Origin of the sequence: Ochrobactrum sp. CGA5 (genome assembly GCF_006345815.1) — a bacterium.
In the GTDB taxonomy this organism is placed as follows: Bacteria; Pseudomonadota; Alphaproteobacteria; order Rhizobiales; family Rhizobiaceae; genus Brucella.
Genome location: NZ_VCIG01000005.1, coordinates 604,597 through 631,236 on the forward strand (window position 1 = coordinate 604,597; position 26,640 = coordinate 631,236).

Below are 26,640 nucleotides of genomic sequence, written 5' to 3' on the forward strand. Positions count from 1 at the left end.
CGCCGCCGGATCACAAAAGGCGGCATGGTTGGGCTGTAGAAGCTTGTTCTTTACTGAAGCGAATCCTTCTATAGTCCAACTATGCCAATTCGACACTTAAGCGAAACCATCATCAATCAGATTGCGGCAGGTGAAGTCATTGAACGCCCTGCCAGCGTTATCAAGGAACTTGTCGAGAATGCCATCGACGCGGGCGCAACACGTATCGAGGTCGTGACAGGCGGCGGCGGCAAGACCTTGTTGCGTGTGACCGATAATGGTTCCGGGATTCCGGTCGATGAGCTGCCATTGGCGGTTTCCCGCCACTGCACCTCCAAGCTTTCGGACGATGTACACGATATTCGCGCACTTGGGTTTCGTGGGGAAGCCCTGCCATCCATCGGGTCGGTCGCAAAACTGACCCTCAAATCACGTCCGCAGGACGCTGACTCCGGTTTCGAAATTTCGGTCTCCGGTGGACATCTCGAGGGTCCCCGCCCCTCGGCATTGAACCGCGGAACAATTGCCGAAGTCCGCGATCTTTTTTTCGCGACACCTGCCCGTCTGAAATTCATGAAGACGGATCGCGCGGAAGCTTCAGCGATAACCGATGTCGTCAAGCGAATCGCGATTGCCTTCCCACATGTCCGCTTTTCGCTCGCGGGTACCGACAGGGCACCGCTGGAACTGGCGGCAACCGGTAGTGGCGCAGAAGCAACGCTTGAGCGCATCAATCAGGTGCTCGGAAAGGAATTCGGCGAGAACGCGCTTGCCATCGATGCCGAGCGCGACGGCGTGCGAGTGGCCGGATTCGTTGGCATCCCCTCCCATAATCGCGGCAATGCCCTGCATCAGTTCGCCTATGTAAACGGGCGCCCGGTGCGTGACAAACAGCTATTCGGTGCATTGCGCGGAGCCTATGCAGATGTCATGGCTCGTGACCGTCATCCGGTCGCCGTATTGTTCCTGACGCTGGACCCGTCGCTGGTTGACGTCAATGTGCACCCTGCCAAAGCTGATGTACGCTTCCGCGATCCCGGTCTTGTACGCGGATTGATTGTCGGCGCTATCAAACAGGCCTTGGCGCAGTCCGGTATTCGGCCTGCAACCAGCGGTGCCGAGGCCATGCTGCAAGCGTTCCGCGCAGAAGGGTTCCAGCCGTCCTCGCCATCATTCACAGCGCGCCCGTCTTCTGGTTATGCGCCCGGGAACTGGCACCCCGCACCTTCGGCTCCCCGAAGCGAATGGTCACCGCAGACAGCGCATCCGGCGCATCGGCCGCTGGCCTTTGGAGCGCCCCCCTCCTTTCAGGAAAGTGAACAGGCGACGCTCGCCGCCGTCAATGTGCTTGCTGCCGATGTACGGGCGACGCTTGACGAAGCGCCAGTGGAACTCCAGCAGAAGCCACTTGGTGCCGCCCGTGCACAAATCCACGCGAACTATATCGTATCGCAGACAGAAGACAGTCTCGTGATCGTAGACCAACATGCGGCTCATGAACGCCTTGTCTACGAGGCACTGAAAGACGCCCTTAATTCACGACCAATTCCGGGACAGATGCTACTTATCCCTGAGATCGTGGATCTGCCGGAAGAGGACGCCGAGCGACTTGCAACCCACGCAGAAACACTTTCACGTTTTGGCCTTGGCCTTGAGCAATTCGGGCCGGGTGCCATTGCTGTGCGTGAAACGCCCGCCATGCTCGGAGAGATGAACGTGCAGCAGCTGATCCGCGATCTTTCGGATGAGATTGCGGAACACGATACATCTGATGGATTGAAAGCTATGCTCAACCATGTGGCCGCAACCATGGCCTGTCATGGTTCCGTACGCTCGGGGCGACGGTTGAAGCCTGAAGAAATGAATGCACTCCTGCGTGAAATGGAAGCCACACCCGGCTCAGGCACCTGCAATCACGGTCGCCCAACCTATATCGAATTGAAACTGACAGATATCGAACGGCTTTTTGGTCGGCGATGACAGAATTACGACTAAGCAAGATGCGGTACTGCTGGACGCAGCGCACGCCGCTTGCTAGAGTTGGCCGTAAAGGTTTTAGACACATGAATAAGTTTGAATCACCTCGTTCCTCCGAAGCTGTTCTGCGTTATCTTGACGGCGACTATGAGATTGTCAGGCATGGGGCCTATGTCGCGTGCGCGGTGACGGGTGCGCCTATCCCACTTGATGAACTCAAATATTGGAGTGTCTCGCGGCAAGAACCCTATGCGACGGGGCTGATTTCTTTTGAACGTGAGTTGGAGTTCAATCCTGAACTGCGTAGCCGTAAGAAGCCTTAAAATTAGCTCATAGCACGGCTTTTGAAACGCTCGGTGACCGTATCCAGAATATGGTCAAGCGCATCGTTGCGGTCGAATTTAAGGTTAACATCGAGGACCGCGAGTTTGACCAGAAAGTCGGCAGGAACACCAATCATTGTTGCCAGACGCACCTGATCTTTCGCCGTTGTAATCAATCCCAGCCCCTGACGGCGCGCTGTGTCAGTCAGGTTACGAATATCATCCGCGTCAAAACTGTGATGGTCCGGGAACGAGCACGTTTCCACAATCTCGCCGCCCGCTTCCCCTACGCTTGCATAGAATTTTTCGGGGTTACCGATACCCGCAAATGCAAGCCAGCGCTTACCCGCTACTGCTGTGGTCGAAGACGGTTCAAGGTGCGCTTCATATATCGGTCGACCTGCCCGCGCCGCCTGCCGAATAACGAAATCAGCGCCATCGCCCTTGCCGATACGTAGCAAAGCATCAGTCTTACGCATCTGGTCTGTCAACGGGGCGCGCAGAGGGCCTGCCGGTATGACCTTACCATTGCCGATACCACGCGCCGCATCTACCACCAGCAACGAAAAATCGGCGAAAAGCCGCGCACTCTGGAAACCGTCATCCATGATGATGAAATCGCAACCGAGCATCTGTAAATGCCGTGCTGCCTTCAGCCGATCAGGGCAGAGCGCTACTGAGGCATGGCGCGCCAGCAAAAGCGGTTCGTCTCCGACATACCGAGCGCTGTCATGAGCGGCATCGACAATGTGTAGCCCTTTGTAGGCACCGCCATAACCGCGCGAGACAATTCCGGGGTTTAGACCTCGCGCTCTTGCACCATTAGCGAAAGCGATGGCAGTAGGCGTTTTTCCCGCCCCACCTACGGTGAAATTGCCAATACAAAGGACCGGCAGAGAAATTTTAGGTGGTTCCGCTTTCAAAAGCCGACGCCCCGCCACCACGCCATAGAGCCAGGCAGCAGGCGCCAAAGACAAAGCGCGCCAATCAGGCTTTTCCCACCAGAAAGGCGGCGCTTCACTGACCATGCTCAGAGACCACCCGGCTGATAGGCATCCTCATTGCGATTGCCAGGTAACTGTGCCTGCAGGACCAACGGCTGAATAAACGGCTCGAGTGCGACAAGCGTACGATCCAGTGCGCCACGCATGTCCCTTACCGTGCTTGCCCCGGCATTGATCATGGCACGAAGATGCTGAGGGTTGTTGAACAGGAAATTAATCGCTCCTGCGAGCATATTGCGGTCTTTCACAATGCGTGCGCCACCATTCTTGATAAGGCGCTGAAAGGACTCACGGAAATTCTGAACATTCCGCCCCGTTAGCACTGCGGTCCCCATCATCGCCGGCTCCAGCGGGTTGTGTCCGCCTTCCTTGGTCAATGAATTGCCAATAAACGCTATTTCAGTCAGTTGGAGATAAAGCCCCATCTCCCCAATAGTGTCGCCCAGCAGGATATCGGTATCGGCTTCAACCGGCTCATTGGCGCTGCGACGCGCAACCTTCAGCCCTTTTTCAACCAACATCGCCTCAATGGCAGGAGCGCGATCTGGATGGCGTGGAACAATAATCGTGATGAGATGCGGATAGCGTACTTTCAGCATCTGATGAACTTCTGCTGTGATCGCTTCTTCGCCATCATGGGTGGAAATGGCGGCCCATGTCCGCCGTCCACCGATTTGGCGTTGCAATGCGGCCAGTGCCTGCGGGTCCGCCGGTGGAGGATTCGTGTCGACCTTGAGATTACCCGAAACACTGACCGGTCGCGCGCCCAGCGTCCGAAAGCGATCCGCGTCGAGCTCCGACTGCGCAACCACATAGGCGAAATTTTCAAAGAGCGCCTCGGCTAAAGCCGGTCTCTTCTGCCAAGCAGCGAAGGAACGATCAGACATGCGACCATTGACGAGAACCTGCGGCGTATGGCGCTTGCCAAGGGAGAGCACTGTTGCAGGCCAAACTTCGGACTCACAACCGATGGCAAGATCAGGCTTCCAGTGGTTGAGAAACTTGTTGACCGCCGGTTGTAAATCCAACGGCGCATATTGATGGATAACCTTTTTACCCAACTGATCCGCGACGACTTTTGCCGACGTTACGGTACCCGTTGTCAGCACAATATGGATGCCCGTTGCGGCAATCCGCTCAATCAAAGGGGTGATTGCGACGGTTTCACCAACGCTTGCTGCGTGAGCCCAAATAACTGGCCCCTGCGGACGTGCGATAGCAGATTTACCGTAGCGCTCGCCGCGACGCATGCGCTCTTCCTTGCCCCGAGACGCACGATAAGCGATGTAAGGCCCCATAAATGGATAGGCCGCAGAGCCAAGTGCGCGGTAGACAGACAGCATATTGCGCGCCCAGCGTTCGCTCATTTCGCTTTCTCCAGCGCGGCATAGGCCCTGGCGGTCGCGTCGTTGAGTTGGCGCGTTAGCTCCATGCGTTTTTCTTCCAATTGCGTTTCATCGGCATCCACGTCGACCCACACATTGTCGCCGCGCACAATAATCGAACGCCCGAAAGGCAGCGGAATCGCCGTCTTGTCCCAGGACTTTTCCAAAACATGGTTCCGCGAGAAAGCATAAGCAACCGGTATTATCGGACGACCAGACAATTTCGCCAATAAAATGATGCCTTCTCCCGCTTCACGTGCTTTGCCGTGAGCAATATCTGCAATGATCGAAGCCGACTGGCCTTTCTTTAGCGCATTCTTCAGCGTCAGAAGCGCGCGTGCCCCGCCCTTCTCAGGCTTGGAACGAGAACCTCGTCCCCCGGAACCGCGCACCGTCAACAATCCGAGTTTTTCAGCAACACGGGCGTTCAACTCCGCGTCAGCACTTCTCGAAAACATGGCAACAAGTTCAATTCCCTTCGGGCAGATGAAGGGCCCCATGAGATGTTGTCCATGCCAGAATGTCACGATGAACGGGTCATCCTTGCCAACCAACGCTTGCGGGTCAGCCGATTCTTTCAAACGTGAATTAGTGAGGTAGACGAACTTCAAATAGCTAGTAATCAGCCATACCAGCATAGCTTTAAACACTGCAGACCGGGCCAGAGGCCCGCGAATGCGCCGCCATAGGCGTTTCGCGAACCCTTGCTTCTTATGCCCAGTGGTCTGACCCGGGCTATCTCCGCTTTGCATACGACATTGACCGGGAGCAGGCAAACTGCTCAGTCCGCTTTCAGCGTTACGCCTTCGGGGTCGAGCAACCGATGTAGGTGCACGATAAAATAGCGCATATGTGCATTGTCGACGGTTTGCTGGGCCTTAGACTTCCACGCCGTCTTGGCCGACTCGTAATCCGGGTAGATGCCAACGATATCGAGGTTTTCAAGATCGCGGAACTCAACGGTACCGAGTTTCTTCAACTCACCACCAAATACCAGATGAAGAAGCTGCTTTTTGTCGCCTTCGACACTCATGACAATTATCCCTGAACAAATTTGGTTCGCGGCATGATTAACCCAAGGGTCAGCCCACGACAACACTCAACATTTCTTGCAGAAGGCCCCCACTGGCGGCAACGAGAGCGCCATGGCTCAACGTAGGACCACCATATGTGATTGGTAGGGCATGACTTGTCAGAATTGCCCCGCCCGACTCACTCAGAATCAGATCCGCTGCTGCCAGATCCCAATCATTCGAATTTGGCCGAATGAAGGTACCCGCTATATCTCCGCGCGCCACCATCGCAATACGATAAGCGAGAGAGGGGACATAGGGATGAATTTTTGTACGATGCCGCCAGCTTTCCGGCAGAGCCATTACCATGTTGCGGGCTGATGCGATAGTGACCTCTTCACCCGCCGCTGGTAGCCTAACACGGATGGTGGAACCATTTTGCGAAGCGCCTATGCCTTTCCCTGCCTCGATAAGTTCCTTACGTGCCGGACATTCCAGAACACCAGCCAGAGGGCGGCCATTTTCAACAATGGCTACGCTAATGCACCATTGATCCTGTCCAGCGATATATGCACGGGTGCCGTCAATCGGATCGACAACGAAAGCACGGTTGCGTTTCACGAATGCACGTTCATCTGTGGTCTCTTCAGATATCCAGCCGTATTCCGGCCGGGCTTTCAAAAGGACATCTTTCAGATAGTGGTCAACCGCCAAATCCGCTTCACTGACAGGTGAGGTACCGTCCTTCAGCCAAACTTCTGGAGAACGGCCGAAATAGCGCATTGCAATGCGCCCCGCTTCACGCGCGGCATCACGTATAAGCGCCAGTTCTCCGACAATCTCATGAGGCTTTTCAGTTTCCGGCAAGAGTCATGCCTTCGATTGCAAGTGTCGGTGCTGACATTCCAAAATTTCTGTCAAGATCGGATGCCGGTGTCATGTTGAGGAACATGTCCTTGAGGTTCGACGCAATTGTAACTTCGCTAACGGGGTAGGCGAGTTCGCCATTCTCGATCCAGAAACCCGACGCACCGCGGCTATACTGGCCCGTGATCATGTCAACGCCCTGCCCGAACACTTCCGTTACATAAAAACCTGTTCCAATCGCACGGATGATTTCTTCTGGTGACTGTAAACCGGGCTCGATGGCAAAGTTGGTCGACGCAGGCGAAACGCCAGAGCCAGAACGAACGCCGCGGCCATTGCCCTGCAAGCCAAGTTCACGGGCGCTCGATCCAGAAAGCAGCCAATGTTTGAGAACGCCGTCCTCAACCATCATCAAAGGCTTCCCCTCAATCCCTTCACCATCGAACGGACGTGAAGAAGAACCACGCAAACGCAATGGATTATCGGTAACGCTTACGCCCTGCTTGAGAACCTGCTTACCGAGATTGTCGCGAAGAAAACTTGTCTTGCGCGCAACCGAAGAGCCGTTAATGGCACTTGCAAGGTGTCCCGCAATACCACGCGCGAGACGAGGATCGAAGATAACAGTAACCGGTCCAGTTTTTGCTTGGCGCGCACCCAACCTTCGCACAGCGCGTTCACCAGCGCGACGTCCAATTTCATCAGGCGTATCGAGATCGGAAAAATGCAGTCGCGAACTGAAATCATAGTCGCGCTCCATTTTCGTCCCCTCACCTGCGATCGCAGAAACCGACCGTCCAAAGCGCGTGGCAGCGTAATGGCCCGAAAACCCTGTGGACGTGACCAATACCAAACCGCCCAAACTGCGCGACGCGCCAGCCCCGCCTGAATTCGTTACACCTTTGATGGCAAGCGCCGCTGCTTCGGTCGCAAGGGCATCTTCCGTCAAACGTTCGGAATCGATCTCTGTTGAATCGTAGAGATCAAGATCACGAGGAGAAACCACAAGCAGCGACGGATCAGCCAGTTGTTCATAAGGATCTTCCGGCGCAACACGCGCCATAGCAACAGCCCGCTCAGCAAGCAGATCAGGGTCGGCGCCCGCATTGGCCGAAACACTCGCAATGCGACGTCCCACAAAAACGCGTAGAGCGAAATCGTCACTTTCCGACGATTCGGTTCCCTCAACCTTACCCAGCCTCACCGACACGCTAACAGACCGCGCACGCATCACGACTGCGTCAGCCTGATCAGCACCTGCACGCTTGGCTGCAGCCACGAGAGCGGCTGCCCGATCGACAAGTTTCTCCGCCGAATTATCTGAAATCATTATATATTCCGAGTTTCCGAAGCTTATCACCATTCAATTTCACACTACAACTTGAAGCGGGATCGAAACGGGACTTGCTAAAAATATCGTCAAATTGTTCGACATCGGGCTGATTACAGCCATATCTTGTTTCTATATTGCTGAAATCCAAGGGCTTCAAGGCAAGTCCTACTACATTTCTCCAAATTCCAAGAGCTTGGCATGGTTGCAACTGGCGGAAGTCTCTACCTACAGTGTCTGATGATTTTGGGCGGTGCGATTATCGCTGCGCCGCTGTTCAAGCGATTGGGGCTTGGTACAGTCCTCGGTTATCTTGCGGCAGGCATCACGATTGGACCTGTCGCTCGTCTGATTGCTGACGGAGAAGAGTTTCTGCACTTTTCCGAGCTCGGTGTTGTATTTCTTCTCTTTATTATCGGACTTGAACTGAAGCCCTCGAGACTTTGGGCGTTACGCCAATCGATTTTCGGTCTTGGCACCGCTCAAGTCCTTCTTTGCGGAGCGGCTCTGACTACCCTTGGCATCTATTTTGCGGGTCTCAGCCCTGAAGCAGGCATAGTCATCGGCTTCGGTCTCGCGCTTTCGTCCACGGCATTTGCCATGCAAGTTTTGGGGGATCATGCCGAAACAAACCAGAAACACGGCCAGCGTGCCTTTTCGATTCTGCTGTTCCAGGATCTGGCTATCGTACCAATTCTTGCTATCATTCCGGCGCTTTCGCCAAACGAACCGTCACAGGCGAGCGCTGGCTTCCATCTCGCCACAGCTATAGCAGCAATTGCGGCGCTGGTGATCTCAGGACGCTATCTCATCAATCCGATGTTTCGCATTATCGCCAACACAGGCGCCCGCGAAGTGATGATTGCAGCGGCACTCTTTGTGGTGCTCGGATCAGCCGGTTTACTTCAGGCCGCAGGCCTTTCGATGGCGATGGGTGCGTTCATTGCAGGCGTATTGCTTGCAGAATCTTCCTATCGACACGAGCTTGAAGCCGACATCGAACCTTTTCGCGGTATTTTCCTTGGATTGTTCTTTGTCGCGGTTGGCTTGTCGCTGAACCTGACGGTTATCCTACAATACTGGAAGATAATCGTTCTGGCAGTACCCATCTTCATGGCAACCAAGATAGCCATCATTTATCTGCTGTGCCGCGTTTTCCGGTCCGGTCATAACGATGCGGTGCGGATTGCTTTTCTTCTGCCGCAAGGCGGCGAATTTGCTTTCGTTCTTTTCTCGGCGGCTTCGGCGGCCTCGGTAATCTCAAGTGCTCTCGCTTCAGAGCTTGTAGCTGCCGTTACCATATCCATGGCCCTCACGCCGCTTTCCGTAGCGATAGGGTCGAAGCTGCTCATCAAAGACAAAACTATTGATGTCATTGAAGAAAACTATGAAGGTGCAGGCTCTGATGTATTGATGATCGGCTTTTCACGATACGGCCAGATTGCATCGCAGATTCTTCTTGCCGGTGGTATCGACGTAACCGTGATTGACAGTTCTCCCAATCGTGTTCGTGCGGCGGGAAAATTTGGCTTCCGCATTTATTTCGGCGACGGTACCCGCAAGGACGTCCTGGAAGCCGCTGGAATTCGACAAGCAAAGATTGTCGCCATCTGTACCCACAAGAAGGAAACGACAAACCACATTGTCAATCTGATACAGTCCGAGTATCCGGACGTGCGTTTATTCGTTCGTTCATATGATCGCGAACATACATTGCAATTGCGCGCTCAGGGGGTCGAGTATGAACTACGTGAAACGTTCGAATCCGGTTTGCTTTTCGGACAGCGGACGCTCGAAGGCCTGGGCATAGCCGAAACGCAAGCTTACGAAATTCGTGAAGACGTTCGTCAGCGCGATGAAGACCGTCTCCACGTACAGGCTTCAGAAGGAATAATGGCAGGCCGTCATCTGCTCTTCAACAAACCGGTCACACCAGAACCTCTGGTCAAACCCACCCGCGAAGGTCAACGTATCGACAAAGGCGATGATGATTTCGTATCCGCCTCTTCGTCGACCGACACAGCAGCCACGCCGGTTCCGGCGGAATAGCAATTCTACAAAGAAGCCGATAAATTCAGGTCGAAAGAGTTGAATTTATCGGCACCACTTTTCCCTCGATCGCCAGTTCGATTGCGTTTTTCAGTTCATCGCGAACGCTGGCACTTTGTGACAGGATTTGCTCGAACTTCAGGAAATCGAGAAGCCCGATCCGTTCTACGTTGGGGCGAATGAAAATGTGCGGGGGGCGAATGCGAAATTTATTTTCGATGATGGAGCACATGGTCAGCTGGTTGGCGCCGATTACCGCCTCAAACGTTGTTGGCATGTAATCGTCTGCTCCGACGGGGGCGCCAACAACGTCTATACCGATAACAATCTCGGCTTCATCGAACAGCAGATCAAAGGGAACTGGGTTGAACAAGCCGCCATCGACCAGAATACGGCCATCCCTACGCACCGGGGCAAAAACTGGCGGTATAGCGCAGGACGCCGCAATTGCCGAATGGAGATCACCGTCGCGAATATGGATTTCCCGAGCAGCGTGAAAATCTGCCGCCGTAATGCTCATGGGAATTTCCAGCTCTTCCACATTCGCTGGTAAGCTGGCAGGCAGAAAGACGTCCAGCACCTTCTCGATGTTGAACTGGCTGACGCGCAGGCCTCCCTTTAGTAATTCTGCCCAACGTGCGGGCCGGGTTTGCCACATACGCTTTGCGACTTCAGAGCGGCGATTGAAAATAGCCGCCATATATTCGCGGATTTCCCTGCCCGGCATGCCGCTGGCCATCCCGGCTCCGATGATCGAGCCTATCGAAGAGCCAGCAATTGCAACCGGCTTGATTCCAAGCTCATCAAGCACCTCGACGATATGGATATGAGAAATGCCCCGTGCCCCGCCCCCGCCGAAAGCGACGGCAATCCGCGGTGATGACGACACTGCCTCTTCCAATTTAACACCTTTTAGCTTTGGGCCGGACCGAAAATCAATATTGCCGGTTCTGCTTCAAGCAGCTTCTTGGCAATAGCTTTGACCTGATCCAGCGTCACAGCATCAATCAACTCCGAGCGCTTGTCGATATAGTCACTCGGAAGTTCCGCTTCCTGCAAGCTGACGAGAGTTTCTGCGATTGCAACAGACGAGTCCAAATTGTTGACGGCATAAGACCCCTTGAGGAAGCTTTTAGCAGCAGCAAGCTCTTGTTCCGTTGGTCCGTCGGCAGCCATTGCGGCAACTTGTTCACGGATGATCTTCAGGGATTCCTGCGCCTTATCTGGACGGGTCGCAGTCGAAATCATAAGTGCTGAAACGTGATCACGCATGACCATGGATGATGAGACCGAGTATGCAAGACCACGCTTTTCGCGCACTTCGGCATAGAGCCGCGAGGTAAAGCCACCACCCAGAATATGGTTCATCAAATAGGCTGCAAAGAATTCGGGATCTTTACGCTGAATAGCCGGATAGACAAAGCTGATCGAGGTTTGCGGCATATCGAAATTGAGGCTGGTCGTGGTGCCGAGTGCCAGTCTGGCATCCGGTACAGGAACCAGTTCGGCCATGGCAGGCAGATCACCGAACACCTTGTCCAGCAATACACCAAGATCCTTCGCATTGATGTACCCCACCACGCCAATGGTGAGACGGTCACGCGCAAAGTTCTTACGGTGAAAGTTTACCAGATCGTCACGCGTGATCGATTGCAGCGACTTCACCGTGCCGTCATCGGGACGCGCATAAGGGTGGTTGCCGTAAAGAACTTCGGCGAACTTGCGTGACGCAATCGTCGATGGGCTGCGTTGCGAAGCTTCGATACTAGCAGCCACCTGCTGGCGAATTCGGTCGATTGCATCCTGGTCGAAGCGAGGCTTGTTGACGGCAAGAGCAAGCAAGTTCGTCACTGCGTCGCGATTTTCCGCGAGCATGCGAATACCGCCCGAAACGGAATCCTGTGTTGCAGAAAAACTCATTTCCGCGCCCAAATTGTCGATCTTCTCCTGAAACGCGTCTGATTTCAGGTCGCCTGCGCCCTCATCGAACAGCCCAGTCATCAGGTTAGCTAACCCTTCCTTACCTGTAGGGTCCTGTGACGTGCCTCCTTTGAAGGAGAACCGCATGGAAATAAGCGGAACTGAACGGTCTTCTACCAGCCAAGCATGAATACCCTTTGGCGAAACAACTTCCTGAATTTCGATTGCGTGCGCCGGCAAGGCGCACATGATCAACAATGTGATGGATGTCGCAAGAGCGCCTACGGCAGAGCGGACATAGCGAAAGCCGCAAAAATGTTTTAGGTTCAGCATCAGAATGTTCTTCACTGGATCGCTCCTCCCGCACCATTGCCATCGGCGCCTTGTGCTGATGCGCCTGGATTCTCGCGAGCACTTTCCGGCTCAACGTCAGGTGGGAGCAGATAGCTGGTTACCGATTGGTCTTTGACGAGATAACGTTTCGCCACGTCCTTGATCTGATCCACGGTGATACCCTTGATGACTTCCGGCCATTTCTGGATATCTTCGACCGTCTGTCCAACGGACAGCGATGAGCCGTAAATCCGGGACATCCCTGTCTGGCTGTCGCGTGCAAAAATAACCGCTTTCAGGAAACGATTGCGAGCTTGATCGAGCTCGGTCTGGCTGACGCCATCCTTGATGATCCGCGCAACTTCGGCATCAACGGCTTTTTCTACATCTCCAAGCGTCGCGCCATTGCGTGGCGCGCCATAAACAGAAAATGTACCGTCATCAAGAGCATCACCGTCATAGCTCGCGCCCGTATTGGCCGCTATGCCCTGCTTGACGATCAATTCCTGATAAAGGCGCGAACGAAGCGAGCCGCCAAGAATTTCGCTTAGCAGGTCGAGAGCCGGGGCGTCCCCCGCCTTCACATTCGGAAACCGCTTTTCATTCGCATAAGATGGAACGAGCCAGGACACACGGAATGATGGCGTGCTTACGCGCTCATCGTGCAGCGTCACGACGCGGGCAGCATGCTTTGCGGGCTCCTGCGGGCGCTCACGCGGCAAAACTTCGGCACGTTTCGGCACATTTGCCCATGTTTTAAGGGTTAGGTCGCGCACGCGTTCCGGTGTAACGTCGCCTGCTATGACGAGCGTGGCGTTATTCGGTGTGTAATATTGCTGATAAAAGTCGATGGCGTTCTTGAGACTTAGCTTTTCCATTTCCTGCTGCCAGCCGATAACAGGCTTGCGATAAGGATGGTTATAGAAAAGAACAGCGTCAGTGTTCTCCATCAGCATCGACGCCGGATTGGAATCGACTCGCATGCGGCGCTCTTCCAAAATAACGTCTCGTTCAGTTTTCACTGCCTCTTCATTGAGTACCAGATTTTCCATCCGGTCCGACTCGAACTGCATCACCATTTCGAGAGCCTCGGGAGATACCCGCTGGAAGTAGGCTGTGTAGTCATAAGATGTGAAGGCGTTTTCTTGCCCGCCAATGGAGGCTACTTTAGCCGAAAACTCACCAGCTGGATGGTTCTTCGTCCCCTTGAACATGAGATGTTCAAGGAAATGCGCGATACCAGAAACCCCAGGCGCCTCATCCGCCGAGCCCACATGGTACCAGATCATCTGGGTCACCACAGGTGCACGATGATCGGGGATGACGACCACTTCCAAACCATTCGACAATTTGAAGTGGCTGACCCCGTCCGACTGAATAATTTCTGGAAGCGTTGCTCGTTCAGCGGCTGGCTGCGATTCAATGGCCGTGGCGGGCTGGCTTTCCGCTCGGACAGCGCCACTTGCCAGTGGTAAAGCCAACACAAAACCCAAGGTGGTAGACAACAACAAACGCCGGAGTGAGGGGTTATTCACCAAGCGACCTCTCCAATCGGTTTCATTTTCGCCCAGTCGTTCCGGGCGATATGTTATATTTTATGCGAACGGAACCGCCCGCTAATTCAAACAGCGGCTTTCAACTGGATCAGCCGAATAATCGTACCCCCATAGTTGCGCTCTTCCAGTACGACGAAACGTTCATCAAGTTGAAGCGCCGCCTCGGCATCTTCTTCAAGCACCAAAAGTGCGTCAGGATTAAGCCAACCGCCTTGAAGGGCAGATAAAAAGGCCTTCTCCCCCATTCGCCGTCCATAGGGCGGGTCAGCAAATACCAGATCGAATGGCTCCATAGTGCCGACAATGCCTAACTGGCAGGCGTCACGCCGCAAAATCTTGGTATGCCCTTGAAGACTGAAAGCCTCGATATTCTGGCGTAACAATCCCCGTCCTTCTGCGGTTTCTTCCACGAAGGTCGCGTAGCGCGCACCGCGCGACAAAGCTTCCAGACCGAGCGCGCCAGTTCCGGCAAACAGGTCGAGGACGCGTACCCCCTCTACCTTGTCGGGGAAATTATGTGCGAGAATGTTGAACAGACTTTCACGCGTACGGTCGGTGGTGGGACGAATAGTATTGGTCGAAGGTGTTACGAGCGCACGCCCCCGGAACTTACCGCCGACGATCCGCACCGCCACCTCCAGTTCTGCCCCCGCCTGACTTGCCGCCTCCCGGCTTTCCACCTGGTTTACCACCCGGCTTGTTTCCCGGTCCCCGACGCGGGCCATCGTTAGGGCGCTCATCAGAACGACGGGACTTACCACCCGGCCCACTGCCGCGCGGGCCTGAACGCATATCGCGATCGGATGCACCAAAACGGCCTTCACTGCGTGGCCCGCCTGGTTTACCGGATTTACGTTCCTGAAAGCCCCCCTTACCGTGCTCTACAGTCCTTCCTTCAACGTCGCGCAATTCCGCACGCTCGCGCTTGCCAGGACGACGCTCCTTACGCCCGTCTTCACGTGGCTCGCGGCGCTCAGGACGCCCCGCTTCAGACCGCGTTCCTTCCGAGCGTTTTTCGTAGCGACGTCCGCCCCCGTCAGCGCGCCCCTGTTCCTCATCGTCGGCCCGACGTGGTCGCATTTGCAGATCGCCACTAAACTTTGCCGAGCGATGCGGGACCTGATGCTCTACACGCGCGGGCTTTGCAGACGCCTTTTCGCCCTTGGGACGCGCACCGGGAGCCATCCAAACATTGGCGTTTCCACGCCGGCGCGGCTCTACCTTTTCTGTCTTGTCTTCTCGCGTGCGACGGCGCTCGGGACGGCTGGAAATCCATTCGCGCTCACGCGGCACGCGGCGTGTTTCGCTTCCCGGCTCCGGTTGGCCTTCTTCCATCTCACGACGGGTGCGCCCCTGCACGGCGACGTTGGAAAACTCGTTGAGAACGGGAGCATCAAAATCTGCGCCCGATTCCTCAATCAGCTTGTCACCCAACTGATCCCGGAGAATACGACCCTTGATTTCGCGGACAGCACCTTCTTCAAGATCGCCAAGCTGGAAAGGGCCAAATGAAACACGGATAAGTCGTCCGACAGTAAGCCCCAGTGCACCGAGAATGTTCTTTACTTCGCGGTTCTTGCCTTCACGCAAACCGATGGAAATCCAAACGTTCGCACCCTGCACACGCTCAAGTTCTGCTTCAATGCTGCCGTAGAACACACCATCAACCGCTATGCCGTTCTTCAGCTCATCCAACTGCGGCTGAGTGACCTTGCCGTGAGCACGGACACGATAGCGGCGCAGCCATCCAGTGGACGGCAACTCCAGAACACGCGACAACCCACCATCGTTGGTCAGAAGCAGAAGTCCTTCCGTATTAATATCGAGCCGACCAACCGAAAGTACACGCGGCATTTCGGCAGGCAAGGCCTCGAAAACCGTGGGGCGACCTTCAGGATCGCGATTTGTCGTCACCAAGCCGGCTGGCTTATGATACAGCCAGAGACGGGTACGCTCGGTCTGCTTCAATGGCTTGCCATCGACCGTGATAATATCAGTACGCTTGACATTGACTGCCGGACTTTCCAACACCTTGCCATTCACAGCAATACGGCCTGCCGCAATCATCGTCTCTGCTTCACGACGTGAAGCTATGCCTGCGCGCGCCAGACGCTTGGCTATACGCTCACTCGTGTCTTCCTGCGCCTCAGTACTGCGCGGTCCAAATTTTCTTGGCTTGTCAGGCTCGCCGCCATCACGACGCGGACGGCTGCCCCGGTCTTTATCGCGATCTGCCCTACCGGGGCGATCAGAACGCCCTCCTCGGCCATAGGGACGTTTGCCGTCCTTGTTGTCGTCATCTGTACTCATCTGTTTTGGCCTTTCAGCAGCGCTGCCGTGTCACCTTACACCTACATTGATAGGCAAGGGACAGCCGGAAACAGGAACGCTGTATAAATCCGTTCGCAAATCGGTTTCGATTTCGAGAAATATGCAGTAACAAATCGTGCCATGGCTTGCGAGCGAAATTTCCGAAAGAGTGCATGAAATGGAACAGGCATGAAAAAGAGTGCCGAAGCCCTGAGCCAAAGCCTGGCTACCCCTATGGAGATCGCACTTGAAGAAGCGCGAGCTGCAGGCGTGCGGGGAGAGGTTCCGATTGGCGCAGTCATCGTGAATAAGGGTACAGTCATTGCGCGAGCAGGCAACCGCACACGTGAACTCAATGATGTGACGGCCCATGCTGAAGTGCTTGCAATTCGCATTGCTGGCGAAGCTCTACAAACCGAACGTCTGATCGACTGCGATCTCTATGTGACGCTGGAACCATGCGCGATGTGCGCAGCCGCCATTTCTTTTGCCCGCATCCGCCGTCTGTATTATGGAGCTTCCGATCCGAAAGGAGGAGGCGTGGAGCACGGGCCGCGCTTTTATACGCAGCTCACCTGCCATCATGTACCGGAGATTTATGCGGGACTCTCCGAGAGAGAGGCACAGGAAATCTTACGGAATTTTTTCCGCGACAAGCGTTAGTTTCTGTTCAAAGCCCTGTGTCCAGTCATATAGCGTAGCGTATCATCCCGCAGCGCGAAATGATGGACAAGCGCCATCAAAACATGTCCAGCGATAGCCGCGAGTAGTACCCACCCTAATAAACCGTGCAATTCGTTGCCGGGAGCAGTCAGCGCAGCATTCTGCACACCAGTTTGCTCGAAAATCCGAATACCTAGAAACGAGAAACCTCGTCCACTGCCATAAGTGCGCAATAGAGCCAAAGCTGGAACTGTAAACATCAATCCATAGATGACGAGATGCCCGAGTGTCGCCAGTTTGCCGACATGACCTGACTTATGCGGGCGTCGCCTTGAGTTCAGCAATCCCCATATCCCGCGCACCAACACCAACACCAGAAGCGCAAAGCCCAGTTGATGATGAGCCGCCCAGAAGATATCATAAATTGCTGTGTCTTTAGCCACTACGCGCAAGATTGCGGATATAAACTGCCAAAGAAACAAGAGGGCCATCAGCCAGTGAAGAAATCTACTGATCCGGCCATATCCTGAGATCGTATCCCAGATCGTGTTCGTGCTATTCATCAAATCAAACCTTACATCCCGACTTGGCATGATACGATCTGCATAAAACATGTCTTTGATTGAAATCAAAAATATGTCAGAATCGCCAACATTAAAAATATTTAATATTTCATAGAAAATCTAATATTATAAAAATTCACATAAAACAGAAATATAAAAAAGCCGCAGAAAATACTACGGCTTATTCTAAATTATATTCAATCAAAAGACCATCAGTTCCATGGTAGATAATCACGCCAGCCCTTTGACTTGCCCGCAGCTTTCTTGCGCTCGCGTTCCTTCTGCGCCTCGTCTGTGCCCAATTCACCGGCTGCTGCGGTAGATGCTGGTTCACGATAAGTAAGCGGCGGCTCACTCAAATAACGACGTGTCGTTGAGGAACCCTGAACCTGCTGCTGGCGTGCAGCTTTATAGGCAGCAACCTTCGCCGGATCGAATGTGGGAGTACGAGATTCATAGTCTTCGCGACGACTGTTACCACGAGGCAAAGCTACCTGAATGTTGGATGCCACCGGGCCGTCCTGCACAACCGGCGACACAAAGTTCGGATCGTCGCGGTTCGCGGTAATCTCGTCTCGTAGACGTTTACGGCGCTGTTCTGGTGATTCCGGCCAGTTTGGATCGTTGGAACTGGCGAGACTTTGCTGAGGAGCAGGCAACTTGCCCTTGTCCCCAGGAGCCGGGCGAACCAGATCAGGTCGCGGCTTGTAGTCAATCCGCTCTTTCTTGTTCTTGCCTTGTCCGAAGCTCGCCATATTCGACACATCGTCAAGGAGCTGGGCCCCTGCGGTCTTGTCAGTTCCATAGGTCGGCGAAGAAACGCAGCCAGATAGCGCAACGCCCGCTATCGCTGTCATAAGTACCAGAACTCGTCCTTCAATCTTCATTAGCGCCACTTCTTTTACGCTTGCCGATTTTATCTTCACCAAAATTTGCTCACGCAAGCCCTGACTTAAGAAACCGGCAACTCCAAGGCAGATATCGAAATTATCTGAGGAATGCCTTTTACATGAGTGCAACCCATGCGGCAATCCGATGTTAACCGCTATCTCACCATGTCCGAAACGAGGTTTGCAACCCTGTTTCCGCTCAAAACGCCCCCGGCAAGGTAACGCCGAGGGCAAATCCTTTGAATTCAATCAGACATCCAGCTTGCCGAGCGCCTTGAGTTCACGAAGCGCAACGGCATCTCGCGCCGAGACCTCAGGGAACTCAGGATCAGAACCCACGTCCGTTGTATACCGCCATGAACGAGCGCACTTCTCACCTTCGGCGCGTGCAGGCACAACAGCCACGCCCTTCACATCACCGAGTGTGAAAGCGTTTTCCGGTGCTGCAGCATCACTCAAAGATATGCCACTGGTGATGCATATTTCTGCGAAATCGAGGCCGTCGAGCGAATCGGTCAAGCTCTTGTCGGAAATATAGACGACGGGAGCGGCTTCCAGCGATGACCCAATACGCTTGTCCGCACGCTCCAGTTCGAGAGCACCGGTCACGACACGGCGAACTGCGCGAACCTTGCGCCACTTTTCGGCCAGCACATCATCCCGCCATTCCGCTGGCGCCGGGCGGAACTGCTCGGCGTGAACGGAAACCGCCTGCGGATAACGATCAAGCCAAGCTTCTTCCATGGTGAAAGGCAACATTGGTGCCAACCAGGTCGTCACTCGGTCGAAGATTTCGCGCACGGTTTGAAGCGCAGCCTTGCGCCGAATGCTCGACGGAGCATCACAGTAGAGCGCATCCTTGCGGATGTCGAAATAGAAAGCCGAAAGTTCGACATTCATGAAATCGATGAGTGTACGGGCAATCCGCTTGAAATCGAATGCATCGTATCCAGACCGCACAACTTCCTCCAGTTCCGTCAGCCGATGCAGCATCAGGCGCTCAAGTTCCGGCAGATCAGCATGAGCGACATTCTCGCCCTCGTCATGGGCAAGGGTACCCAACATCCAGCGGATCGTATTGCGCAATTTGCGATAGGCATCAATATTGGTCTGGATAATGCTCTTGCCGAGGCGCTGGTCCTCCCAGTAATCGGTGGTCATAACCCAAAGACGCAGAATATCCGCGCCAGATTCCTTGATAACATCCTGCGGCGTCACGGTGTTGCCGAGTGATTTCGACATCTTCTTGCCGTGTTCGTCCATGGTGAACCCATGGGTCACAACAGCATTATATGGCGCACGGCCACGTGTACCGCAACTTTCCAGCAACGACGAATGGAACCAGCCACGATGCTGGTCGGAGCCCTCCAGGTAGACGTCCGCTGGCCATTTCATATCCGGGCGGTCTTCCAGCGTGAATGTGTGAGTCGAGCCAGAATCGAACCAGACGTCCAGAATGTCGCGTACCTGCGTCCAACCTTCATTGGCGCGGCTTCCCAGGAAACGTTCACGGGCACCTTCTGCAAACCAAGCATCTGCGCCCTCTACCTCAAAGGCATCGAGGATACGTTTGTTAACTGCATCGTCCTGAAGAATATTGCCTTCTTCATCTACGAAAACGCAGATTGGCACACCCCAGGCGCGCTGGCGCGACAAAACCCAGTCCGGGCGGCCTTCGATCATAGAACGCAGGCGCGTCTGTCCGGCTGCCGGTACGAAACGCGTATCGTCGATCGCCTTCAATGCGCGCGACCGCAAGGTCGTACCGTCACCGAGGTTCTTGTCCATATAAACGAACCACTGCGGCGTGTTACGGAAGATGATCTGCTTCTTCGAGCGCCACGAATGCGGATAGGAGTGCTTCAGGCGGCCGCGCGCGAACAGTTTGTCGCGTGCAATCAACTGATCCATGACGGATTTGTTGGCGTCACCCTTCTTGCCGTTATCATCGATGACGCGTGCAGCCCCCCCTTCACGATCAGGACCGAAGCCTGGCGCATCTTTGGTGTAGAAACCGCCATCATCAACGGGGAATGGGATCGCCACATCAATACCGCGCGCTTCCAGCTCGCGGACATTATTCATCCATGCTTCAAAGTCTTCGCGACCATGGCTTGGAGCAGTGTGTACAAAACCCGTCCCGGCATCGTCAGTGACATGATCGCCATCGAGCATCGGCACAACGAATTCATAACCGCCGCCAAAGCCCTTGAGGGGGTGCTCGAGAACGGCTTTGCCCAGTTCGTCAGCCGCAACACCACGGAGACGCCTGAACTCCAGCTTCGCCTTGGCAAAACTTTCTTCGGCTAACTTGTCGGCGAAAATAAGCTTTTCGCCGGGGCGCGGCCCGAAATCATTTTCAGCTTCTGTGACTTCATAAAGACCATAGTCTATACGCGACGAATAAGACACCGCGCGGTTGCCGGGAATGGTCCAGGGTGTAGTTGTCCAGATCACTACCGCGCTACCGGAGAGATCGCTTTGTCCGGCAACTGGAAACTTCACCCAAATCATATCCGACTCGACGTCGTGATACTCGACTTCGGCTTCAGCCAGCGCTGTGCGTTCCACGACGGACCACATTACCGGCTTTGAGCCACGATAAAGCTGCCCCGAGGCCGCAAATTTCAGAAGCTCGCCAGCGATGCGCGACTCCGCGTGGAAATTCATCGTGGTGTACGGATTCTCAAAATCGCCAAGAATTGCAAGCCGCTTGAATTCTTCGGTCTGAACCTTGATCCAACTGGAAGCAAACTCGCGGCATTCACGGCGAAATTCGTTGATCGGAACCTCGTCTTTATTCTTGCCTGCGGCGCGATATTTTTCCTCGATCTTCCACTCGATCGGCAGACCGTGGCAATCCCAGCCCGGAACGTAATTCGAATTGTATCCGCGCATCTGGAAAGAGCGCGTAATGACGTCCTTGAGGATTTTGTTCAGCGCATGGCCAATATGGATATTGCCGTTAGCATAGGGCGGGCCGTCATGCAGCACATAAAGCGGGCGGTCCTTGGCCTGTTCACGCAGCCTCTTATAGAGGTTCATGCTCTCCCAACGCTCGACGAACAATGGTTCGCGTTGCGGCAGGCCAGCACGCATCGGAAATTCGGTTTGCGGAAGATAAAGTGTTTTGGAGTAATCGATTTTAGTCGTCTCAGTCATGAGGATACTTGCCTGTGAAGCCCCGGCCAGAGATGGCGGGCATGTGGATCAAAGAAACAGGGGGACTGTAAAGCACAGCCGGTCGCTCCCGGACCTCCGCGCCAGATATTGCCTGGCAAAGCAGCCATTCAGGCAAAGCGGGAGGCCGGGCCAATAATTCGTATGGCCGTCATGAGCCGATAATCCGTCATCATGGAGACGCTTGTAGCAATGAGCTTCGCAGGAATAAAGGGGCCAGACGGGCAAAGAAGCAATAAAACTGCATCCCTGCCCTGAAAAGGTTCACATTGATGCCGCTGAGATCAATCCAGCGAGAAATCGAAACGGTAAGTTGCAGAAACGCCAATCATGAATTGGTTCGGAGATCCACGTTCCTTGACGATGCTTGAACCTCTCGCCGGCCCTTGCAACCGACTATATTCACCGAACAGGCTGGTATCGATCTTTTCGGTCGCCTTCCAAGTGATGGCACCGCCAACGCCCGCTGACTTGAAGCCCCCGCCCGGATTGTATTCTGACAGACCGGATGCAGCCGCCTCGTCGGAATCAACGCCGAAATAAGTCTTGAAGTAATCCTTTGAGGCAAAGGTGGCTCGCGGACCACCCGAAACGCGAACCGTCGGCGTAACATCGTAGAACGCATCGGCCGCAATATCGGCTACGACGCCCTTATGTGCATGGATGCCTTGACGCACTTCGCCCCGCACACGCAGCCAGTCGGTTGGATAAGCGTCAACGAATGCACCGGCTTCACCACCAAATTTTGTATCTTTCAAACCATGGATATTGTCATCCCGCTTGAACAACAGCTTACCGGCGAATCCAACGCGGAAGCGATCATTGTCGATGAGAGCGAAAGATACGTTGTCATTCCTCGACGAAAAGCGCGTAGCCTGCCCTTGTCGGCCTAGCGAGATCAACGGTTGAGCAGAGAAGCGATACTTGTTTGAGCCTTCGAACTTCGGAGCTACGAGACCAGCCGCACCGACCTTGAGATACCAATCGCCAGACCAAAAATGCTTGCGGACAGGCGGCACCGTTTCCGCCGCATAAATATCGGCTTGTTGTACATCTGCGGAGAAAGCGAGCGAACCACCCGTCAGGGATGCGGCACCTGCAACGAGCGCCAGAGGAACAATACGTGCCACATTAAACTCCAACAAAAAGAGCCCCAACAAGTTTTGAGGCATTTATCTCTTTTTGTCGAGAATAAGTAAAATTTGATTTAAATCTTAAGTGGAAAGCGAAACCGGAACTTCGCCTCGCTCGAAGGAAAGCAAGCGATCGAGTTCCGACAATGGCTTCGCACTCGCCAGCAGGGCTCGCGCTTCTGCATCATCGTGCTTCATCTGCTCGATAAGCGCTTCAAGGCCTTCAAACTTGATCTCACCGCGTAGAAAGCCAAAGAAAGATACGCACGCCGTTTCACCATAAAGATCGCCGGAAAAATCAAACAGAAAGGTTTCAAGAAGAGGTGCACCGTCACTATCGACAGTCGGGCGACGACCGAAACTTGCAACCCCGTCATGGAGTTCCCCGTTCTGGCGTCTGAACCTGACAGCGTAGATTCCATGTTTCAAGCCTGCCTGCCCGTCAATTTTCATGTTGGCAGTCGGAAATCCAAGCGTTCGCCCCAGCTTCTTGCCATGAATGACTTCTCCGCACGCCATGTAACGATAACCAAGAAGGCCAGATGCTTGAACCACGTCACCTTCGCAAAGCAGATTTCTTATACGGGTTGATGAAACAAGATTGTCACCTTCATCTGTGAAGGCGTCCACCAACGTAACCGTGAAGCCCGCATTTTCACCGGCCTTTTGAAGAAACTCTGGCGTCCCACGCCTTCCTTTACCGAAATGAAAATCATACCCGGTGACCACACAGTTGGCTTGTAATCGCTCAACCAAAATGTGCTCTACGAAATCTTCAGCCGAGCGGGATGAAAACTCACTGGTAAAGGGTTGCTCAACAACAGCATCAAATCCCATCAGACGCAGTATTTCTGCCTTTTTCGCCGCTGCAGTCAAACGATCAATCGGCGCGTCTGGTTTGAAAAAGCTGCGTGGATGCGGTTCAAAAGTCAGAACCACCGCCGGCAGGTCGCGCTTTCCGGCGATCTCCAGCGCACGTTCAAGTACTGCCTGGTGGCCACGGTGGACACCATCGAAATTCCCGATTGCCACCACACAATTCCGCAGGCCTTCCGGCAAGGAATCCATTCCAGAAATGCGCTGAAAGCTGGGTTTGCTCATCTTAGTCTGGGCTTCGATTGTTCGTAACGAGATTACTGAGGTTCAAACAAGAGCAGTAAGCGCTGCAACTGGTCTGTTTCCGTGCTTCTGGAGAAACGCCTCCATTCGGTCAATGTCAACCGTACCGCCGTCGGTATAGTCTGCGGCATGAACTCCGCCGGAGATATAAAGTACGTCAAGCCCGAAGTTGGCAGCGCCTTTCACATCAGTCAGAACCCCATCACCGATGCCAAGAATGCGACTTTTCTCGACTTTCTCGCCTCGAATCTCGTCGGCAAACCGCAATGCTGCCTCGTAAATCGGGCGATGCGGCTTTCCAGCTATCAGAGTACGCCCGCCGAGCTGGCCATACTCGCGGGCAAGGGCGCCCGCACACCAGATAAGGCGCGTGCCACGCTCAACCATAATATCTGGATTGGCGCAGATGAATGGAAGATTGCGTGAGCGCAACCGGGCCAGCAATTCCTTATAGTCGTCCGGTGTTTCGCTTTCATCATCATATAGCCCTGTGCAGACAACACCCGAAGCTTCAAATTCTTCGACCAATTCAACATCAAGGCCGTCATAGATTGTCAGCTCGCGTTCACAGCCAATATGAAATACCTTGCGTGGGCCTTCCGCGATCAGATCGCGGGTTACATCGCCTGATGTGACTACACGATCATAAGTATCGACGGGAACGCCGAGACCGAGCATCTGCTTCTCCACATCTGGATGTGGCCTTGGAGAATTTGTCACAAGAATGACCGTAACACCTTTAGCCCGCGCGCGCTTCAGCGCCTCAATTGCAGCCGGATAGGCAGTCACGCCGTTGTGCACCACACCCCATACATCGCAGAAGAGCACATCGTACTGGTCGGTCAGATCGTCGAGGCGTTCGAGCTGCTTCATGGTTTCCTCTTGATAATTCATCTGTAAGGCGAGAACCGCTATAGAGTGTATGAAAACTGCCAAAGGCAGCCAGCGATCCATCTAACGCAGCCAGCCACTTCTGTCACGGCCTTTGGCCTGAATATCCGATCCGCAGAGCGCGTCCAATTATCCCATAGCCGATTTCATCGATCATTTACCGTGCTTTGTGACCGACTGTTAGAAAGATGCTGATAGGAGCCGATACAACTTTTCATTTTATGTGTCATAGACACAACCGTCGGCGAGGGCCAAATTGAAAAACTGGATCACGCAGGCCCTCAGGCTTCCTAAATATTTGCGTCAATCCTTCAGCACGATCTTCATCGATGACGAGCGTGGCAACTTCGCAATGATTACGGCGGTGGTGCTGGTACCGCTGCTTCTCGCTGGCATGGTAGCAGTTGACACAGCAAATCTCATGCGTGTGCGGAACAATGTACAGGCTTCACTTGACGCAGCGGCACTAGCCGTCGGCAAGAAGTTTTCTACCGGCGCTCCACAATCCGACATGCAAGTCTACGGAGCACAGATATTCAACGCGAATCTCACTGCGTTGAGCGTCAATGCCGTTCAGTTTCAGGTAGATTTTCCAGAAAGCAGGGAAAAGGAGCAGCAAATACAAGCAACTGCCAAATTCACATATAAATCTCTTTTTGGCGTCATTGCATCTCGCCTGCTGGGTTCAAAACAAAACGACTGGGACAACAAAGCTTATGCACTAAAATCTTCTGTAAGACTCAAAAACACCATTGAAGTATCGTTGGTCCTCGATAACTCCGGCTCAATGGATTACTACGGAAGCGGCTCTAATAAAAAACGCATGGACTTGCTCAAGGATGCGGCCAAGCAATTGGTAGAGACCATGGCCGCCCAATCCTCCATCATTACGCAGGTCGAAAGGCCCGTGCAGTTTTCTCTGGTTCCATTCGCAGGTTCCGTCAATGTCGGTCCGCAATATTTAAATGCACCATGGATGGATACCACAGGGTTGAATAAGATCAGCTTCGAGAACTTCGACCTGCCCATTACAATCGATAACCAACGCAAGATCATTGAAGACCCGGTCGGAAGTAAACGTTTTTACAAATCCGGCTCGGGGTGGGGACCCGATGATGGAAAGCCTTTTTCCCGCACTGTTCTTTATAATGACATTTCAGCCAGAGACTCTACATCTTGGCTAAAATGGGCAGGATGTATTGAAGCTCGCAGTGGCAAATATGCACTGAATGTTTCTCCACCCGTGACCAGCAATCCAGCAACCATGTTCGTGCCAATGTTTGCGCCCAGCGAATACTACAACAGTGGCCGCGATCGCGGACTAAACTATTGGTGGGCAGAAACTTCGCCCGGCAAAGATTATCTGAAACTTCAGCGCGATGTCACCAAGTACTACCTCAAATCTCGAATCGAACGCCCTGAGGGTGGCGGACCGAATTATAGCTGCACCACCTCTCCACTAACGCTGCTTACCGATGTTTCCCGCGACGAAGGAAAAAAAGCGATCCTGAGCGCAATTGACGCCATGAAGTCAAGCGGTGGCACGAACGTGCCTGAAGGGTTGGCATGGGGATGGCGAACGATTGCTCACGCTGCCCCCTTCAGCGAGGGGCGGCCCGAAAGCGAACGGGGAAACGACAAAGTCGTGATCGTTCTGACCGACGGCGCAAACACTTATTATACTTATAAATCTCTTCTGGGAAGCAACGGCTCGGATCGCGCTGACAACCAATCCTATTATTCAGCCTATGGCTATACTCGTGAAGTTCCTGCTGAATATGGACGTACACGCCTATTTCAGGAGACGAGTGTCAGTGTGTCGCAAGACAACGCGGTCTATGGCAAAGCCATGAATGCTAAATTCGACACTCTCTGCAACAACGCAAAGACTGCAAATGTCATCATCATGACAGTGGCACTTGATCTCAGCACTAGCAAAAGCGATGAGAAAGCGCAGATCGATCTTCTTAAATCCTGCTCTTCCAACTCGCGTGTTCGCACGGAAGGCGGCAAACCCGCAAAACTTTTCTGGAACTCCACAGGTGGAAATCTTGCGGAAACCTTCCGGCAAATCGGCGATGAATTGTCAAACTTGCGCCTTGTCGATTGATATCCCCAATCACGTCCCCATATGCAGGGGTAGCCATGCCCTGTC

Annotated in this window: 22 protein-coding genes; 5 read left to right on the forward strand and 17 right to left on the reverse strand. The window is 53.9% G+C overall.

The window, feature by feature from the left end; translation table 11 throughout:
* Positions 1-81 precede the first annotated feature (81 nt).
* Entirely contained in the window at positions 82-1,959 is a 1,878-nt protein-coding gene (gene mutL, locus FJQ48_RS07510) for a DNA mismatch repair endonuclease MutL (RefSeq protein ID WP_139974542.1), read from the forward strand.
* Positions 1,960-2,042: 83 nt separating this feature from the next.
* The gene (locus FJQ48_RS07515) at positions 2,043-2,279 is read left to right on the forward strand and encodes a DUF2093 domain-containing protein (protein WP_139974543.1); all 237 of its coding nucleotides are present in this window, start codon (positions 2,043-2,045) and stop codon (positions 2,277-2,279) included.
* A gap of 2 nt (positions 2,280-2,281) precedes the next feature.
* Here the strand turns inward: FJQ48_RS07515 and lpxK are convergent, their stop codons facing one another.
* From lpxK to FJQ48_RS07545, 6 genes are read right to left on the reverse strand one after another with little or no spacing between them, the layout of a single operon-like run.
* Positions 2,282-3,307, reverse strand: coding sequence for a tetraacyldisaccharide 4'-kinase (gene lpxK / locus FJQ48_RS07520; protein ID WP_139974544.1), 1,026 nt, complete (start codon positions 3,305-3,307; stop codon positions 2,282-2,284).
* A gap of 2 nt (positions 3,308-3,309) precedes the next feature.
* Positions 3,310-4,650, reverse strand: a complete 1,341-nt coding sequence (gene waaA / locus FJQ48_RS07525) for a lipid IV(A) 3-deoxy-D-manno-octulosonic acid transferase (protein WP_139974545.1) — start codon at positions 4,648-4,650, stop codon at positions 3,310-3,312.
* The gene (locus FJQ48_RS07530) at positions 4,647-5,420 is read right to left on the reverse strand and encodes a lysophospholipid acyltransferase family protein (protein ID WP_139974546.1); all 774 of its coding nucleotides are present in this window, start codon (positions 5,418-5,420) and stop codon (positions 4,647-4,649) included. The genes waaA and FJQ48_RS07530 overlap by 4 nt, the downstream gene beginning before the upstream one ends.
* A 29-nt stretch (positions 5,421-5,449) precedes the next feature.
* Positions 5,450-5,701 (reverse strand): DUF4170 domain-containing protein, encoded by a 252-nt coding sequence (locus FJQ48_RS07535; RefSeq protein ID WP_006472753.1) that lies wholly within the window; start codon positions 5,699-5,701, stop codon positions 5,450-5,452.
* 49 nt (positions 5,702-5,750) lie between these two features.
* Entirely contained in the window at positions 5,751-6,548 is a 798-nt protein-coding gene (locus FJQ48_RS07540; RefSeq protein ID WP_139974547.1) for a 3'(2'),5'-bisphosphate nucleotidase CysQ, read from the reverse strand.
* Positions 6,535-7,878: a TldD/PmbA family protein gene (locus tag FJQ48_RS07545; RefSeq protein ID WP_139974548.1), complete on the reverse strand. Its 1,344-nt coding sequence runs from the start codon at positions 7,876-7,878 to the stop codon at positions 6,535-6,537. The genes FJQ48_RS07540 and FJQ48_RS07545 overlap by 14 nt, the downstream gene beginning before the upstream one ends.
* 201 nt (positions 7,879-8,079) lie before the next feature.
* Here FJQ48_RS07545 and FJQ48_RS07550 point away from each other — a divergent pair, with 201 nt between their 5' ends.
* A complete protein-coding gene (locus tag FJQ48_RS07550) occupies positions 8,080-9,927 on the forward strand; it encodes a monovalent cation:proton antiporter-2 (CPA2) family protein (RefSeq protein WP_139974549.1) in 1,848 nt (615 codons plus the stop codon).
* Between the two features lie 25 nt (positions 9,928-9,952).
* On the opposite strand, the gene FJQ48_RS07555 is transcribed toward FJQ48_RS07550, so the two are convergent.
* The 5 genes from FJQ48_RS07555 to FJQ48_RS07575 form a co-directional block, all read right to left on the reverse strand.
* Positions 9,953-10,828: a patatin-like phospholipase family protein gene (locus tag FJQ48_RS07555; RefSeq protein ID WP_139974550.1), complete on the reverse strand. Its 876-nt coding sequence runs from the start codon at positions 10,826-10,828 to the stop codon at positions 9,953-9,955.
* Positions 10,829-10,839: 11 nt separating this feature from the next.
* A complete protein-coding gene (locus FJQ48_RS07560) occupies positions 10,840-12,180 on the reverse strand; it encodes a pitrilysin family protein (protein ID WP_180350155.1) in 1,341 nt (446 codons plus the stop codon).
* A gap of 11 nt (positions 12,181-12,191) precedes the next feature.
* The gene (locus FJQ48_RS07565) at positions 12,192-13,715 is read right to left on the reverse strand and encodes a pitrilysin family protein (RefSeq protein ID WP_139974552.1); all 1,524 of its coding nucleotides are present in this window, start codon (positions 13,713-13,715) and stop codon (positions 12,192-12,194) included.
* Between the two features lie 86 nt (positions 13,716-13,801).
* Positions 13,802-14,365 (reverse strand): 16S rRNA (guanine(966)-N(2))-methyltransferase RsmD, encoded by a 564-nt coding sequence (gene rsmD, locus FJQ48_RS07570; protein ID WP_139974642.1) that lies wholly within the window; start codon positions 14,363-14,365, stop codon positions 13,802-13,804.
* Positions 14,346-16,046 carry a pseudouridine synthase gene (locus tag FJQ48_RS07575; protein WP_139974553.1) on the reverse strand — a complete coding sequence of 567 codons (1,701 nt, stop codon included), beginning with the start codon at positions 16,044-16,046 and terminating at the stop codon, positions 14,346-14,348. The genes rsmD and FJQ48_RS07575 overlap by 20 nt, the downstream gene beginning before the upstream one ends.
* Before the next feature lie 189 nt (positions 16,047-16,235).
* Between FJQ48_RS07575 and FJQ48_RS07580 the strand changes: the two genes are divergently transcribed.
* A complete protein-coding gene (locus FJQ48_RS07580) occupies positions 16,236-16,709 on the forward strand; it encodes a nucleoside deaminase (protein WP_139974554.1) in 474 nt (157 codons plus the stop codon).
* On the opposite strand, the gene FJQ48_RS07585 is transcribed toward FJQ48_RS07580, so the two are convergent.
* The 6 genes from FJQ48_RS07585 to FJQ48_RS07610 form a co-directional block, all read right to left on the reverse strand.
* Positions 16,706-17,272, reverse strand: coding sequence for a cytochrome b (locus tag FJQ48_RS07585; protein WP_139974555.1), 567 nt, complete (start codon positions 17,270-17,272; stop codon positions 16,706-16,708). The two genes, FJQ48_RS07580 and FJQ48_RS07585, sit on opposite strands and share 4 nt — an antisense overlap.
* A 212-nt stretch (positions 17,273-17,484) precedes the next feature.
* The gene (locus FJQ48_RS07590) at positions 17,485-18,159 is read right to left on the reverse strand and encodes a hypothetical protein (RefSeq protein WP_139974556.1); all 675 of its coding nucleotides are present in this window, start codon (positions 18,157-18,159) and stop codon (positions 17,485-17,487) included.
* A 252-nt stretch (positions 18,160-18,411) separates the two neighbouring features.
* The gene (gene ileS, locus FJQ48_RS07595) at positions 18,412-21,324 is read right to left on the reverse strand and encodes an isoleucine--tRNA ligase (protein ID WP_139974557.1); all 2,913 of its coding nucleotides are present in this window, start codon (positions 21,322-21,324) and stop codon (positions 18,412-18,414) included.
* A 302-nt stretch (positions 21,325-21,626) separates the two neighbouring features.
* Positions 21,627-22,472, reverse strand: coding sequence for a MipA/OmpV family protein (locus tag FJQ48_RS07600; protein ID WP_247870317.1), 846 nt, complete (start codon positions 22,470-22,472; stop codon positions 21,627-21,629).
* A gap of 84 nt (positions 22,473-22,556) precedes the next feature.
* Complete coding sequence (locus FJQ48_RS07605; protein WP_139974559.1) at positions 22,557-23,576, reverse strand: bifunctional riboflavin kinase/FAD synthetase; 1,020 nt, start codon at positions 23,574-23,576, stop codon at positions 22,557-22,559.
* Positions 23,577-23,618: 42 nt separating this feature from the next.
* Complete coding sequence (locus tag FJQ48_RS07610; RefSeq protein WP_139974560.1) at positions 23,619-24,467, reverse strand: TIGR01459 family HAD-type hydrolase; 849 nt, start codon at positions 24,465-24,467, stop codon at positions 23,619-23,621.
* A gap of 274 nt (positions 24,468-24,741) precedes the next feature.
* Here FJQ48_RS07610 and FJQ48_RS07615 point away from each other — a divergent pair, with 274 nt between their 5' ends.
* Positions 24,742-26,595: a pilus assembly protein TadG-related protein gene (locus FJQ48_RS07615; RefSeq protein WP_247870318.1), complete on the forward strand. Its 1,854-nt coding sequence runs from the start codon at positions 24,742-24,744 to the stop codon at positions 26,593-26,595.
* Positions 26,596-26,640 lie beyond the last annotated feature (45 nt).